Here is a 14439-nt window from a genome sequence, read left to right as displayed (position 1 = left end):
GCTCCTCGCCCACGGTATCATCTGCCCGATGAGCCGGGCCGGCAACGTCCGGGACAACTCGGCGATGGAAACGACCGCAGCCGCGATGCAGCCCCAGCCGATGTGTTCGACGACATCGAGCGCTTCTACAATCAGGGGGCGCCGCCACTCGAAGCCGGGCCACCTGAGCCCCGTGGCGTTCGAAGTCCGAGCTATGCAAACTCTGCCCGGTGTCCATCAACCGGGGCAAGTTCAAGAACGATTTTCTGTCCGTCGCGCTTGACTGGGCGGGTCTGTTGCCGAGCGCAAATAGATGATCGATTCCACCGCGATGCTGAGTTCAGCCGCCAAGCCATCGTTCTGAGGATTTGCCGGGGCAGCGTCTATTCCATCCCGCGCCCGCGCTTTAAAGCACATTCAGATTGACGCACCGCATGGACAAGCTGCGCATGGAGCTCCCCTTCGCCGGCAGCCGGACGTTGCAGGGTCAGCTGGCGCAGATCAGCTTCAAGATCTTGCGGCTGCACGTTGCCGCGCTCATGAAGCGCATGGGCATCGAGACTCCCCGACGAAAGCCGAATACTGGGAAACCGGCGCCGGGGCACAAGATCTATCGGTGTCTGCTGCGAAAACTCCCCATCACCCGGCTCAATCAGGTCCGGGCGATGTACATCACTTACATTCCGATGGCGCGGGCTTCATCTATCTCGCCGCTATGCTGGACTGGTTCACCCGCCGCGTCCTCGCGGCGCGCGTGTCGATCACGCTGGAGGCAGATTTCTGCATCGAAGCTGTCGAGGACAGAGGTTTCGCCTATAGCGCGAGTCTTTCAAGCAACCGATCCATCATTCGGTCACACCGCACGAGCTGGGCGCGCTCGATGAATTCGTCTGTCTTATGCCCCTGATCCATGTTTCCGGGGCCGCAGACGAGGGTCGGTATTCCGAGGCAGTGAAAATGCCCTGCCTCGGTTCCATATGCGACCTTGGTAAGGCGCGGCTCCGGCAGAAGGGTCAAAAGCTCATTGATCGCGGGGTCGTCTTGCGAGACTTCGAGACCGGGATAGGCAGTGATCTTTTCGACTTCGACGGACCCGATTTGCGCTGCCGCAGCGTGCAGCCGATCTTCGAGCGGACCCAGCGGATCGGCGGCGAGATGGCGGATCTCCAAATCCACGGTGCAGAGATCCGGCACGATGTTGAGCGCGGTTCCGCCCGAGATCATCCCGGAGTGGATGGTGGAATAGGAGACGGCGTAGGCTTCGTCCGTCGCACCCTCACCGGCCAGCTGGGCCTGGATGTCCCGCACGGCTGCGACGAACTCCGTGCCGAGGTGTATCGCGTTCCGGAAAAGGGGAGCCAGCGAGGAATGCCCGGCTTCGCCTCGACAGGTGGCGCGATAGGCCGCTTTTCCCTTGTGCCCGATCGCGATCTGCATCGATGTCGGCTCCCCGACGATGCAGAGTCGCGGCAGGCCCACGCTGGACTCGAGTCGAGAGATCATCTGGGCGATGCCCCTGCAACCAACCTCCTCGTCGTAGGATATCGCGAATTTCAGCGGCTCGGCCAAGGGGCGATCGGCCGAGAGGCGGGCCAGGCGAAGCATCGCGGCGAGAAAGCCCTTCATGTCCGTCGTGCCGCGCCCGTAGAGTCGCCCGCCGTCCACGGTCAGGCGGAACGGATCGCGCGTCCACGCCTGACCCGTCACCGGCACTACGTCCGTGTGGGCCGACAGCATGACCCCCCCGGGACCCGGGGGTCCGATCCGGGCGAAGAGACCCGCCTTGCGCCCGCTGGGGTCGGGAAGCCGATGCACCACGAATCCGCAGCCAAGCAGATAGTCTTCCACCCACTCGATGAGCGGCAGGTTGCTGTCGGCGCTGACCGTCGGGAAGGCGATCAGCCGGGAGAGGAGGTCGAGCGACGTCATGCTTCTTGCGTGATCGCGCCGTCGCAGATCGTCAAGACGGCGCGCGGCTTCAGGGCGCCTTCGTCCTTCAGGCTGTCGAGGCCCCGGCGATCAGCACGAGATCGGCGAGGAACCCGGGTGCGATGCGTCTAAGCCGATCCTCGTCGACGGCTGCCGTGCGGTCCAGCTCGATCAGCACGCTTGGCCTGTCGGCGCCGAACCTGTAGTTGGCGCCGAATCCGATCAGAAGATCGTTCTCGGGACGGACGGCTTGTCGACCAGGCTCTCCGGACGTCCCGTGATAGGCCAGGTCCTGGCCCAGACGGTTGCGTTCGAGATCCTTGAACGTCGGCAGCACGTCCGCGAAGGCCCAGCCCATGCAGCCAAGCTCTGCCCAGTCGTCGTGATCGCCGGCATGTCCGCGAATGTAGCTCATCGAGTTGATCGAGGAGGACCCGCCTAGCCCCATTGTGCTATCCTCTAGGCCAAGGGAGGGGACCGGTCACCCGGCCCCGACCCGTCACTGCAGCAGTTGGGTCCAGACGCGGGTCACCAGATCCTGCGCTGCGGGCGAGCAGGCCCGCGAGAATTCCACCGGCACGTCCGGAAAAAGCTCGGGAGCGTTTTCGGGGGTGTACTCGGCCTGCTCGAGGTCGAGTTCGACGGGGGACGAGTGGGCATAGTAGTTGTACTGGATCGTCGCATTCTCGGGCGTCGAGATGAAGTTCATGAACGCCTTGGCATTTTCGACATTGGATGCGCCCGCAGGCACGGCCATGGAGTCGATCCAGCCTACGAGCCCCTCTTTCGGCATCGCGTATTCGATCGGCGCGTCGTCGTTGTAGCGCGTGCGGAACGAGTTGCCGTCCCACCAGAAATGCGCGCCGACCTCGCCCGAGCCGATCCGGTTCTCGATATTGTCGGAAGCATAGACCGCAACATCAGGCTTCTGCGCGACGAGGAGGTCATAGACCTTCTTCATCTCGTCGGGGTCTTCGGTGCAGAACTCCACGCCCAGGTAGAGCTGGGCGGCGCCGATCACCTCGTCCGGGTAGTTGAGGCTCGCGATGTTGCCCTGAAGCTCTTTCGGTGGCTCGAAATACACGGCCCAGCTATCGACCGGTCCGTCATAGACGTCGCGGTTCACCGTGAAGCCTGCGGTGCCGTAGGCCAGCGGGATCGAGAAGTCGTTCTCGGGGTCCCACCACTGACCTTTCCACTCGTCCTGGACCTGCTGATAGGCGGCGAGGTCGTGGGCGTCGATATCCTCGAGCAGGCCCTCGTCCATCATGATCTTCAGGAAGTGCTGGGACGGCGTGATGAGGTCGTAGCCCGATGCGCCGGCCTGCAGGCGGGTCAGCAGATCCTCGTTCGAGTTGAAGCTGTCGACGGTGACATCGACATCGTTCTCCTGCTCGAACTTCTCGATCAGCCCGGGGGCGATGCTGTCGGACCAGGCGAAGATGTTCAGCGAACCTTCGGCCTGCGCGGCCCCTGCGAACGCCGTCGCGGCGGCGGTGGTGAGTAGCAGTCTTTTCATTTCACTCTCCTGTTGGGTTTTATTGGTTTCGTGTTGATTTCAGCCATCCGTCATCGATCCGCCGCGGCTCTGGATGAACAGGGCAAGTGCTGCGACGCCGAGCGAGACGAGGATGATGAGGGTCGAGATCGCGTTCAGCTCGGGCGTTGTGCCCTGCCGGATCAGCCCGAAGATATAGACGGGCAGGGTGGTCGCCCCGCCGGAATTGAGCATGTTCGACGTGATGAAGTCGTCCATCGAGATGACGAAGGCGAGCATGGCGCCCGCGAACACTCCCGGCGCGATCAGCGGCAGCGTCACCCTGCGGAAGGTCGTCCAGCTGCTGGCATAGAGATCGGCCGAGGCGTCCTCGAAATCCGTCTCCATCCCCTGCAATCGGGCGCGGATAGGAAGAAAGGCGAAGGGGGTGCAGAAGGTCGTGTGGGCAATCGCGAGCTTGAGGAACCCGTTCGCCAGCCCGATCTGCGAGAAGAGGATCAGCACAGCCACGGCCAGCACGATCTCGGGTAGAACGAGGGGCAGGTTCACGATCGTCTCGGAAATCCTGCGGAACCTCACGCCCTCGGCCCGGATCAGGACCAGTGCGGCCATCAGGGCGATGATGGTGGCGCAAGTCGTGGCGATGACGGCGACGATCAGCGACGTCCTGACCGCGTTCATCAGCGCGTCGTTGTTGAACGCGGCCGCGTACCATTTGAGCGAGAATCCCGACCAGACCGAGACGAGGCGGTTCTCGTTGAAGGAATAGAAGATCACGACGGCGATCGGCAGGTAGAGCCAGAGGAAGAAGAGGGCCGCGAAGGGGCCGAGGCCGCGGTAGCGGCGGACGTCGTGGCGGTGGGACATCAGGCCATCTCCCCGACTGCCTTGCGCATGGCGCGCAACCCGTTGAACAGCAGGAAGGCCATGACGACGCACATCAGCATGATCGCCACCGCCGCGCCAAAGGGCCAGTTTCGCGCGCCCCCGAACTGCATCTGGATCAGGTTGCCCATCATCATGATCTTGCCGCCCCCCAGGAGGATCGGTTCGAGCACGGCTCCGAGGCTGGGGACGAAGACCAGGATCGCGCCGGCTGCGAGGCCCGGCCAGCAGAGCGGCAGGATCACGCGTCGCAGCGTCACCGCCCGGCTGGCATGCAGGTCGTGGCTGGCCTCGATCAGGGCCGGGTCAAGCTTCTCGATCGAGGCGAAGACCGGCAGGATCATCAGCGGGATGTAGCTGTAGACCATCCCCACCAGCATCGCGCGGTTGTTGAACAGAAGGCTGCCGATATCGTCCGTGATGCCGGTCAGGCGCAGGGTCTTCTCGATCACACCGTCATTGCCGAGGATGATCAGCCATGCATAGACCCGCACGATCATCGACACCCAGAAGGGCAGCGTCACGGCGACGAGCAGGATCGTTCGCGCGGTCCGCTTTTGCAGCGTGATCCAGTACGCGACGGGAAAGGCCAGCACCATGCAGATCAGCGTGGTCAGCGTGGCCAGCAGGACCGTGCGCGCGATGATGATCAGATATTGCGGGTTGAATTCCACCTCGCCCGACCAGCCCTCGGTGAAGAGGATCTGGCGGTAGGCGGCGGTCGTGGGGACGAAGTCGAACCCGCCATAGGGGCCACGGGTCGCGAAGGACACGGCAACGATGATCAGGACCGGAACGATCAGCGTCGCGACCATCAGAATCTGGGCTGGCAGCAGGCCCCAGATGCGGAACTCCCTCATTGACCCAGCACCCGTGCGGCCTCGGGGTGAAAGCCCAGCTTGACGGTGGCGCCTTCCGCAAGCGTCTCGGCGTCGTTCCACGAGTTGCGGCGCGAGACGCGGATATCCATGTCGCCGACGCGGATGATGTATTGCGTGTGGCCGCCAAGGTAGTTCGTCGCGACGACCGTTCCGGTCATGATTTCGCCGCTGGCCTGATCGCCCAGACCTATTGTCTCGGGCCGGAGCGACAGCGTGACCTTCTGCTGGCTGGACCGAACATTTCGCTGCGGCACCGTCAGATCCAACCCCAAGGGCGTGCGCACCCGCGCCATGTTCCCGTCGATCGACAACAGGTCCACGTCGAAGAAGTTGGTCTCGCCGATGAAGTTGGCGACGAAGCGGTTGGTGGGGTTTTCGTAGATGTCGCGGGGGGTGCCCAGCTGCTGGATCCGGCCACCGCCCAGCACGCAGATCCGGTCCGACATGTCGAGCGCTTCTTCCTGGTCATGGGTGACGAAGACGAAGGTCAGCCCGGTCTGGCGCTGCAGCGCGCGCAGCTCTTCGCGCATCGCCTGGCGCAACTTCAGGTCGAGCGCCGAGAGCGGTTCGTCCAGAAGCAGGACCTCGGGTTCCGGGGCCAGGGCGCGCGCAAGTGCCACGCGCTGGCGCTGCCCGCCCGAAAGCTGCTGCGGCTTGCGTCGCGCGAATTTCGACATGTGGACGAGGTCCAGCATCTCGGCCACGCGGGCGCGCGTCTTCTCGCTTGGCCACCCCAGGTTCTCGAGGCCGTAGGCGATGTTCTGTTCCAGCGTCATGTGCGGAAACAGCGCGTAGTTCTGGAAAACCGTGTTCACCCGCCGCTTGTGGGGGGGCAGGCCCTGGATGTCCTTGCCGTGCAGCGCGATCCGCCCGGTGGTGGGCACCTCGAAGCCCGCGATCATCCTGAGCAGCGTGGTCTTTCCGCAGCCTGACGGACCGAGCAGCGTGAAGAACTCGTTGTCGTGGATGTCGAACGAGACCGTTTCGAGCGCCTGAAAGTCGCCGAACATCTTCGAGACCTGTCGCAGCTCTACCGCCTTCTTGCGCGTTTCCAAGTCAGTGCCTTCCCGTTGCGATCCGGGCCATGCCCGGCTCGGGTGTCAGTCCAGAGCCAGTTCGGTGATCTCGCGGCGGAAGGGCAGTGCGTCGCCGATATCCTCTCCGTCGAGCCCGCGTGCGTAGCGGTGGCCGGCATAGGTTGCCCAGGCAATGGGGCCGGGGGCATTGGCGTCGCCGAACAGCTTGATCGACTTGATGCCCGCATCCGCCCAGTCCGCCTGCCGCGCCTCGAGCGCGCGGTACAGCGCATCGTTCCCGCTGCGCGAGGCGACCATGACCACGCCGTCGCACGCCACGTCCCGGCAGATGTCGGTATAGACGCAGTTCGATACCACGTGCCCCGCCGCGATGCCGGTCACGCCGCGGTTCAGGACGATCTCGACACCCAGTGCCGCAAGACCGCGGTGGATTGCCGCCTGTTCGAGGGTGTTGTTCGTCCAGTCCGAGACGAAGGCCGAAGGCGTGATCAGCGTGACCTTGCACCCTTCCTGCGCCAGCAGATGCGCCAATGCGCCGCCCATGTAGTAGTGGTCGTCGTCGTAGATCACGACATGGCCCGAGGGGCGCCGACCCGCCATGATGTCGTCCGGCGTGAAGAGGGACATCGCGTCGTCGACGGGCATCGGGACGACATGCTGACGAGAGACGCCGTCGCGGCGCCACGTCGATCCGGTGGCGATGGCGACATTCTCGAACCCGAACTCGAGGATGTCCTCGGCAGTCAGCGGGCTGTCGAAATAGGTCTCGACATTGGTCTTCTGGCTCAACTGGTAAATCCGGTAATCCGCTACGCGACCCCAGGCCGAAAGGCCGGGCAGCTTGCTTTCCCGGATCACGCGCCCGCCAAGCTGGGTCCCCGCTTCGGCGAGGGCGACGTCATAGCCGCGCTCGGCCAGTGCGCGCGCGGCTTCCAGACCCGCGGGGCCGGCGCCAACCACCAGCACATTGGAGCTTGGCCCCTTGGCGTTCATCCGCTCGGGGTGCCAGCCCTTGCGCCACTCTTCCATGAAGGTCGGGTTCTGGGTGCAGCGGCTGATCGACATGGTCATGTCACCGGTGATGCACATGTTGCAGCCGATGCATTCGCGGATGTCCTCGACCCTGCCTTCCTCGATCTTCTTCGGCAGGAACGGATCCGCGATAGAGGGTCGCGCGCAGCCGATGAAATCGAGTGTGCCGGACCGGATCATCCGCGCCATCACGTCGGGCGAGGTGAAGCGGCCGACGCCCACGACGGGCTTGTCGCTGAGCTCCTTGATCCCGCGGACGAGCGTCTCTTGCGCACCCTCTTCCTTGAAGCGGGAAGGGCCCGAGCAATCCTCCCACGTGCCTTGGGCAAGATCCCAGAGGTCAGGCAGGTCGCGGTTCATCTCGATGAAGTCGCGCACCTCGGCGTTCGAGAAGCCAAGCTCGCCGATGGTCTCGTCGAGGCTGACGCGCAGGGTCAAGGCCATCGTCTCGCCCACCGCCTCGCGCATCTCTTCGATGACTTCGCGGGCAAAGCGCGAGCGATTCTCGAGGCTTCCGCCATACTCGTCCGAGCGCTGGTTCGTGGCACGCGACAGGAAGTGCTGGAAGATGCCGAAGCCATGCGCCCCGTAGAGGCAGATCAGGTCGAACCCGGCCAGGTTGGACCGCTTCGCGGCATTCACGAACCATCGGCGCAGATCCTTGATGTCCTGCTTGTCGAGGGCCCGCGCCTGGACCGGATCGTTCGTGAAGGTGCGGATCGGCAGGGCCGTCGGCGCGAGGGGCACCTCCTTGGTGTAGAGGTTCGGCCCGTTGATCCCGGAATAGGCCAGCTGGATGCCGGCGAGCGCGCCGTGCGTCTTCATCCGGTCGGCCATCTTGGCCAGCTGCGGGATATCCTTGTCCTCCCATAGGCGCAGCTCGATGAAGGGCGTGATTTCCGAGGTGTGGTGCATCTCGCACTGCTCTGTGAAGATCACCCCCCAGCCGCCTTCGGCCTTGATCCCGCGCATGGCCGCAGCGGCCGAAGGGTCGCGATAGCCGCCGCCGTTGCAGTGGGGCACCTGGTAGAACCGGTTCTTCGCCGTGAGCGGCCCGATCTTCATCGGCTCGAAGAGGATGTCGTAGCGTGGGTCAGGCAAGGGGCTGTCTTCCTTCGCTGGGACTCGGTCCGCACTGCAACTGGCGGCATGATGTTCCGCCAGAGTTTCCGAATGATGGGTTTGGGTAAATTAGGCTTTTGCGAAGCCCAAATTAGGCTGGGGCTAACTCGACAGGCGTTTCCACCCTGCCTCATCTTTGCTCAGTCATTCGCCTCGTAGCCCACCTTCTGAATTTTCAGGCCCGGCGTCAATTCGGGCGTAAGGTTCTCCTTGCAGTGATCTATCAACGCCCGAACCGCCAACGCGCTTTTCGCGCCGGACATCACCAACATGCCCATCCGCATCGGCCGCGCGTCGCCTTCCAGCGGGACGAATCGCAGGCGTTTGCCGTCCGCGGCGCGCTCGGAGGAATGCCGGATATTGGCGATGGAATACCCGAACCCGTTGGCGACCAGCGACTTCATCACCTCCATGTCGCGGGTCCGCTCGACGACGTTCGGCTCGATCCCGGCGGCGCCGAAGAAAGACAGGAAATAGCGTCCTGAATGGGGCAGGTCGAGCAGCACCATGGGATAGGGGGCAAGCTCGCGCACGCTGACGCTGTGGCGGTTGGCGAGGTCGTGCATGTCCGGCAAGATTGCGTAGGGCGGCAGGTTGAACAGCGGGACGAATTCCAGGTCCGGCGGGATCTCGAGGTCGTAGGTCAGTGCGATATCAAGCTCGGCATTGCGCAATCCGTCGATGATCGCCTGCTGATCGCGCTCGAACTGCCGGAACTGCACGTCGGGAAAACGCTCGGCGAAGCTGCGCCGCACATGGGGCAGGACGATCTGCGCGAAGGTGAGCAGGCATCCGACGTGGAGCGGACCGCGGACCTGCCCGGCAATCTCGTTCGCCAGGCCGTTCAGGCGCTCGGCCTCGCTCAGCACGGATTTCGCCTGCACGAGGAACTGCCGCCCGGCCTGCGTCAGGGCCAGCCCCTGCGCGTGCTTGCGCGCAAAGAGCTGCAGGCCGAACTCGGCCTCGAGCTGCGTGATCGCCGCGGAAATCGAGGGGGAAGAGACGTTCACCCGGCCGGCAGCCAGGGCGATCGAGCCAAGCTCGCCCACGGCCACGAAATAGGTCAACTGCCTGAGGGTGAAGCGTAAGGTCAAGGCAAAGCCTCCCAGGATACTGGTTCGGCTTTGGCTAAGTCTGGCGAGACGGCGCCGTCAAGGCTTGCGGGGGCGCTGGTATCCCGAAGGTGCGGCGCGAAGTTTAACTTCGCGCCGCACCTGCCCGGTTTCAGGGCGCTCTCAGTACTTGATCCAGGTGGTCTTCAGCGCCGAGTACTTGTCGAAGGAATGCAGCGACAGGTCGCGGCCGAAGCCCGACTGCTTCATCCCGCCGAACGGGGTCAGCGCCGACAGCGCGTCGACCGTGTTGACCGACACCGTTCCGGCGACCAGACGATCCGACACCGACAGCGCACGGCCGAGGTCGGTCGTCCAGACGGAAGCGGCCAGGCCGTAGACGGTGTCGTTGGCGATCCGGATGGCCTCGTCCTCGTCTTCGAAGGTCTGCACGGCGAGGACAGGGCCGAAGACCTCCTCCCGCGCGATCTCGTGCTCGGGGCGCACCTGGTCGAAGATGGTCGGCGCGACATAGGCGTCCGAGCCCATCACCGTCATCCGCTCGCCGCCACAGACGAGGCGGGCGTCGCGCTTGGCCCGGTCCACGAAGCCCATGACCCGGTCCGTATGCGTTCGATCGACAAGCGCGCCCATGGTCGAGGCCGGATCGAGCGGATCGCCGACCTTGATCGACATGGCCCGCTTGCGCATCCGGTCGATCATCTCGTCCTTGATCGACGCCTGCACCAGCAGCCGGGCGTTGGCCGAGCAGACCTCGCCCTGGTTGAAGAAGATGCCGAGGGCGGCCATGTCGGCGGCCGCGTCCAGATCGGCATCGGCGAAGATCAGGTTGGGGCTCTTGCCGCCCGTCTCCAGCCAGACCTGCTTCATGTTGCTCTCGCCGGCGTAGCGCTGGAACATCTTTCCGACCGCGGTGGAGCCGGTGAAGGCGAGGCAATCCACGTCCGGATGCCGGCCGAGCGCCTCGCCCGCATCCTCGCCGAACCCGGGAACGACGTTCAGCACGCCGTCCGGCAGACCGGCCGCCGAGGCGAGCTCGGCCAGCATCAGCGCGGAAAGCGGCGATTGTTCGGCGGGTTTCAGGACGACCGAGTTGCCCGCGGCAAGCGCGGGGGCCAGCTTCCACGTCGCCATGTCGAGCGGGAAGTTCCACGGCACCACCGCACCGATCACGCCAAGCGGCACGCGGCGGATGAGGGCCAAATCGCGGCCCCCGGTCGGAGCGACCTCGTCGTAGAGCTTGTCGATCGCCTCGGCGTGCCACTGGAAGAAATGCGCCGAACCGGGCGCATCGACCGTTGAGCTGTCAGTGATCGTCTTGCCCATGTCGAGCGTATCGAGCAGCGCAAGCTCGGGGATATTCTCGCGGATCAGGGCGGCGAGCTTCAGCAGCACCTCCTTGCGCTGGGCCGGCGTCTTGCGCGACCAGCGGCCATCCTCGAACGCGGCGCGGGCGGCTTTCACCGCGCGGTCGATATCCTCGGCGCCGCCACGGGCGACATCGGTCAGCACCTCGCCATTGCCGGGGTTCACCGTCTCAAACCGCTGGCCCGAGGCCGAGGGGACGAAGGCACCGCGGATATATAGCTCGTTGCGGAACCGCAGCGCGGCCGCGCGCGCCTTCCATTCGTCGTAGGTGAATTCCATGGTTTACCTTTCCGCGTCGTCGCCGGGCACGCCATACGAGGGCGCCTCGCGCGGGTCGAGCGCGCGTTGGATATACGCCGAGAGCTGCGGCTTGTAGACGTCCCAGGCGGTGGCGATGTTCTCGATCGGATCGTCCTCGGTCCAGTCGCAGCGCAGCTCGGCCACGGGCCACGAGACGTTGTCGACGATCAGCAATCCCGCCGAGTGAACCGGTCCGGCCTCGCCCCCCGCGTCCCGACCTGCGCGCATGGCCGCGATCAAGCGGTCGCCGATATGTCCCGCGGCGCCGAGGTAGCCGTCAACGATGGCTTGGGGCACACAGTCATTCGCCAGAAGGTTGCCGCCCGAGGCGACGTCCCTGGCCTGCGCTTCGGTCCAGATGCCCAGCGAATTCGGCCCGGAATGGATCGCGGTGCGCCCGTTAGTGTCGACCGCCAGAACCTGCCTGTAGTCCATGAAGCTGCCGCGCGCCTTCGCCTCGGCGACGGCTTCGGGCGCGCTCATCCCGCCTTCCATGAGGTCGAGGACAAGCGGCCCCAACGTCGGGTCGGTGACGTTCTGGCTCGCCACGGCACCGACGCCCGAGCGGGCATAGGAACAGCGCGCGGCGACGGCCGGGGACGAGGACGAGATGGCGAGCCCGAACATGCCGGTCTCGGCACAGCGGGCGACGAGGGAGAAGGTCATGGGGTCACTCCGGAATGACGGCGGTGCCGTCGATCTCGACCAGCCATTCGGGGCGGGCCAGGGCCTGGACGACCAGCCCGGTCGAGACGGGGTGAACGCCTTTGATATACTCGCCCATGGTGCGATAGACGGCCTCGCGGTAGCGGACGTCGGTGATGTAGACCACGACCTTCACGAGGTGCTCCATCGAGCCGCCGGCCTCTTCCAGAAGCTGCCGGATGTTCTGCATGACCTTGTGGGTCTGCTCGACGGGATCGTGGCTTTCGATGTTCTTTGCGCTGTCCAGATCCTGCGGGCACTGTCCGCGCAGCCAGACCGTCTTGCCGCCCTGGGTCACGACGGCCTGACACAGATCGTTGTCGAGGCTCTGCTCGGGATAGGTCTCGCGCGTGTTGAACTTGCGGATGCGGGTATGGGCCATGATGGTCTCCAGTCAGGCGTCGACGGTTTGGGGCGCTGAGGCGGTGTAGCCCATGTAGCCTCGCTGCTTGGCGATGTGGTCGGCCACGTAGCGCGCATCGTGCCAGACGCCCCAGATGAACGAGGATCCGCGGCGGGTCTGCCACGGCAGGCCCAGGAAGTAGATGCCGGGCTCGGCCGAGACGCCGCGCTGATGCTTCGGGCGCCCTTCGGCGTCGAGCGCGGTGGCGGGCAGCCACGAGTAGTCTGCCGAGAAGCCGGTGGCCCAGATGATCGTGCCGATGCCGGCCCGGGCAAGGTCGAGCTCTCGGAGCGGGTTGGTCATGCAGGCGGGATCAGGCAGGAAATCCCGAGCCTCGGGGTCTTCGGGAAGATCAAGGCCATTGCGCTCGACGAAGGCATCAGCCTCGTCGAGGAGCGTCATCAGATAAGCATCGCCGCCCTGAATATTTTCCGCGAGGTCGGGGGCGAAGTGCAGGCGACCATCCGCGAAACTTTCAGTCCGGCCGACCAGGGTCATGCCCCGATGGGCCAGATTGCGGAAGTCGATCGTCTCGCCCCCGTTGGCCCCGCTGACGGCGATCGTGGTGTGCTGGATGCCGGGGGTGGCTTCGGTGTCCCACTTGTTCAGGACGCCAAGCCACCAGACGAAATCGCGCCCGCGATAGCTACGCGGGGGGCGGTCGTGGGGGCCGACCGACAGATAGACCTCGCGGCCCGCGGACAGAAGTTCGCCCGCGATCTGCACCCCGGACGAGCCGGCACCGACCACCAGCACCGCGCCCTCGGGCAGGGCGGCAGGATTTCGATAGCCGACCGAGTGCATCTGCGTGACGCTTTCAGTCGGGGGCACGATCGACGGGGTCAGGGGTGTCTGAAACGGGCCGGTGGCTGCGACAACAGCGTCAGCCTCGACCACTCCCGCCGACGTCTCGACGCGAAAGCCGGGGCGGCCTTTCAGATGGCTTACCTGTTGAACCTCGACGCCGGTGCGGATCGGTGCCCCGATCTTTTCGGCGTAGGCCGCGAAATAGGCGGCGACGTCCTCTTTCCCGACGAAATCGTCGGGGCCTGCGCCGGAGAACTCCATCCCCGGGAAGCGGTCGTGCCAGGCGGGGCCGTTGGCGACCAGCGAGTCCCACCGCTCCGAGCGCCACCGCTCGGCGATCCGGTGGCGTTCCAGCACGAGATACGGCACCCCATTCGCGCCCAGATGCTCGCTCATGGCGACACCGGCTTGGCCGGCGCCGACGACGAGTGTCCCTGTCTTCTCAACCGTCATGTTCGAAGCGCAGCTCCTATGGAAAGGGCGCATGTTCTGCCCGTTTTCGACGGGAAATTTCGCTGCTTGATGCTCGGGGCGAAAGCACAGAATTCTTTACCCGTGATTAGGTCTTGCCTAAGCAGCCCGACAAGAAATGCGAAGCCGACCGATGACCTCGGGATCGATCCCGGGTCTTCTTCTTGTTGGGCCAGTGGATGTCGTCGCCGATCGACCTCAAGCATGTGATCGCCTCCAAAGAGCCGTGTGACCTGGCCGCTTCGGCCTCGCGGGCGGTTTGCCAAGGGCACCCCCGCGCATCCCCGGGTTCTTCGAGAACCTCCCTAGGCGGGTTGCCCGAGCGTGTGTGTAGCCCCGACCGCTTCCGAGATGACCTCGGCTGTGTCCAGGAACTCGAGCTTCCTTATCGCGGCCGACGCTGATCCTCCATGCAATGGCCGGTCTGACAACTGGATGCTTGGTGGCGTCGGAAAGATCCTGTTTGGAACGATTGGCCCATGGCATGACCTGTTCTCTGCACAGCCTGCGGTGGGCGAAAGCTAGTGCGACTTGGTAAAGCCCAGTCGAGCCGGTCAGAGCGCTTCATCAAGGGATTGGTCGTGTTGGGTTTTGTGGTTTCCAGTTCAAGCAGAACATTCGAGGAAAGGTCGGCAACGGCGGTTGCAAGGTTCCGCGACCAGAAGCTGCTCTCCAGCGCATATACCGGCTTTATCATGGCGGTCGCCCTACGTGGATCCCTTGTGTCGCCACCGCCTGGCTTCAGCATGGGCGACCAGTTCCTGGACGCGAAAGCTGCGCCGGACTTCTACTGCGACGAGCTGGCGAGAAAGTTGCTTGTGCAGCCCTTCCCGCTCGCACAGGAGGCAGGGCACTCCTACTGGCCGTGCTACGCCGAACGGCGCCGCAACATACTGAAGAACATGACTTATCGGGGCTGGCTGGCTTGATCCGGACTCGCGGCTTTGTG

At 64.7% G+C, this 14439-nt stretch carries 13 protein-coding genes and 2 pseudogenes; 3 read left to right on the top strand and 12 right to left on the bottom strand.

What is annotated here, in order from left to right; genetic code table 11:
- Together PAM7066_RS18485 and PAM7066_RS19255 are read left to right on the top strand one after the other, a co-directional pair.
- Positions 1-190: pseudogene (locus PAM7066_RS18485) on the top strand (IS3 family transposase); the annotation flags it as partial.
- A 74-nt stretch (positions 191-264) separates the two neighbouring features.
- Positions 265-781 (top strand): annotated as a pseudogene (locus tag PAM7066_RS19255) (transposase family protein); the annotation flags it as partial.
- An 11-nt stretch (positions 782-792) separates the two neighbouring features.
- Here PAM7066_RS19255 and argE read toward each other — a convergent pair.
- The 12 genes from argE to PAM7066_RS03610 form a co-directional block, all read right to left on the bottom strand.
- Positions 793-1908 (bottom strand): acetylornithine deacetylase, encoded by a 1116-nt coding sequence (argE, locus tag PAM7066_RS03665; RefSeq protein ID WP_085852749.1) that lies wholly within the window; start codon positions 1906-1908, stop codon positions 793-795.
- Between the two features lie 67 nt (positions 1909-1975).
- Positions 1976-2356 (bottom strand): GMC family oxidoreductase N-terminal domain-containing protein, encoded by a 381-nt coding sequence (locus tag PAM7066_RS19600; RefSeq protein WP_085852748.1) that lies wholly within the window; start codon positions 2354-2356, stop codon positions 1976-1978.
- A 51-nt stretch (positions 2357-2407) separates the two neighbouring features.
- Positions 2408-3427, bottom strand: coding sequence for an extracellular solute-binding protein (locus tag PAM7066_RS03655; RefSeq protein ID WP_085852747.1), 1020 nt, complete (start codon positions 3425-3427; stop codon positions 2408-2410).
- Between the two features lie 39 nt (positions 3428-3466).
- Positions 3467-4273 carry an ABC transporter permease gene (locus tag PAM7066_RS03650; protein WP_085852746.1) on the bottom strand — a complete coding sequence of 269 codons (807 nt, stop codon included), beginning with the start codon at positions 4271-4273 and terminating at the stop codon, positions 3467-3469.
- The gene (locus PAM7066_RS03645) at positions 4273-5151 is read right to left on the bottom strand and encodes an ABC transporter permease (RefSeq protein WP_085852745.1); all 879 of its coding nucleotides are present in this window, start codon (positions 5149-5151) and stop codon (positions 4273-4275) included. The genes PAM7066_RS03650 and PAM7066_RS03645 overlap by 1 nt, the downstream gene beginning before the upstream one ends.
- The gene (locus PAM7066_RS03640) at positions 5148-6227 is read right to left on the bottom strand and encodes an ABC transporter ATP-binding protein (RefSeq protein WP_370738076.1); all 1080 of its coding nucleotides are present in this window, start codon (positions 6225-6227) and stop codon (positions 5148-5150) included. The genes PAM7066_RS03645 and PAM7066_RS03640 overlap by 4 nt, the downstream gene beginning before the upstream one ends.
- A gap of 45 nt (positions 6228-6272) precedes the next feature.
- Positions 6273-8342: an oxidoreductase gene (locus tag PAM7066_RS03635; RefSeq protein ID WP_085852744.1), complete on the bottom strand. Its 2070-nt coding sequence runs from the start codon at positions 8340-8342 to the stop codon at positions 6273-6275.
- A gap of 161 nt (positions 8343-8503) precedes the next feature.
- Positions 8504-9457: a LysR substrate-binding domain-containing protein gene (locus PAM7066_RS03630; protein WP_085852743.1), complete on the bottom strand. Its 954-nt coding sequence runs from the start codon at positions 9455-9457 to the stop codon at positions 8504-8506.
- Positions 9458-9598: 141 nt separating this feature from the next.
- On the bottom strand, positions 9599-11083 hold the full coding sequence (locus tag PAM7066_RS03625; RefSeq protein ID WP_085852742.1) for an aldehyde dehydrogenase: 1485 nt from the start codon (positions 11081-11083) through the stop codon (positions 9599-9601).
- Between the two features lie 3 nt (positions 11084-11086).
- Positions 11087-11770, bottom strand: a complete 684-nt coding sequence (locus PAM7066_RS03620) for a DUF1028 domain-containing protein (RefSeq protein ID WP_085852741.1) — start codon at positions 11768-11770, stop codon at positions 11087-11089.
- Positions 11771-11774: 4 nt separating this feature from the next.
- On the bottom strand, positions 11775-12191 hold the full coding sequence (locus tag PAM7066_RS03615; protein ID WP_085852740.1) for a RidA family protein: 417 nt from the start codon (positions 12189-12191) through the stop codon (positions 11775-11777).
- A 12-nt stretch (positions 12192-12203) separates the two neighbouring features.
- Complete coding sequence (locus PAM7066_RS03610; RefSeq protein WP_085852739.1) at positions 12204-13472, bottom strand: flavin-containing monooxygenase; 1269 nt, start codon at positions 13470-13472, stop codon at positions 12204-12206.
- Positions 13473-14014: 542 nt separating this feature from the next.
- Here PAM7066_RS03610 and PAM7066_RS03605 point away from each other — a divergent pair.
- Positions 14015-14419 (top strand): type 2 periplasmic-binding domain-containing protein, encoded by a 405-nt coding sequence (locus PAM7066_RS03605; protein WP_139214938.1) that lies wholly within the window; start codon positions 14015-14017, stop codon positions 14417-14419.
- Positions 14420-14439 lie beyond the last annotated feature (20 nt).

Source organism: Palleronia marisminoris, from assembly GCF_900172315.1.
In the GTDB taxonomy this organism is placed as follows: Bacteria; Pseudomonadota; Alphaproteobacteria; order Rhodobacterales; family Rhodobacteraceae; genus Palleronia; species Palleronia marisminoris.
Note: the sequence above shows the minus strand (reverse complement) of the source record. Positions and strands in the feature narration are given on the sequence as shown.

Bases quoted from the DNA above. Each gene is read 5' to 3' on its own strand.
- argE (WP_085852749.1), bottom strand. From the start codon at position 1,908: ATGACGTCGCTCGACCTCCTCTCCCGGCTGATCGCCTTCCCGACGGTC.
- PAM7066_RS19600 (WP_085852748.1), bottom strand. From the start codon at position 2,356: ATGGGGCTAGGCGGGTCCTCCTCGATCAACTCGATGAGCTACATTCGC.
- PAM7066_RS03655 (WP_085852747.1), bottom strand. From the start codon at position 3,427: ATGAAAAGACTGCTACTCACCACCGCCGCCGCGACGGCGTTCGCAGGG.
- PAM7066_RS03650 (WP_085852746.1), bottom strand. From the start codon at position 4,273: ATGTCCCACCGCCACGACGTCCGCCGCTACCGCGGCCTCGGCCCCTTC.
- PAM7066_RS03645 (WP_085852745.1), bottom strand. From the start codon at position 5,151: ATGAGGGAGTTCCGCATCTGGGGCCTGCTGCCAGCCCAGATTCTGATG.
- PAM7066_RS03625 (WP_085852742.1), bottom strand. From the start codon at position 11,083: ATGGAATTCACCTACGACGAATGGAAGGCGCGCGCGGCCGCGCTGCGG.
- PAM7066_RS03620 (WP_085852741.1), bottom strand. From the start codon at position 11,770: ATGACCTTCTCCCTCGTCGCCCGCTGTGCCGAGACCGGCATGTTCGGG.
- PAM7066_RS03615 (WP_085852740.1), bottom strand. From the start codon at position 12,191: ATGGCCCATACCCGCATCCGCAAGTTCAACACGCGCGAGACCTATCCC.
- PAM7066_RS03610 (WP_085852739.1), bottom strand. From the start codon at position 13,472: ATGACGGTTGAGAAGACAGGGACACTCGTCGTCGGCGCCGGCCAAGCC.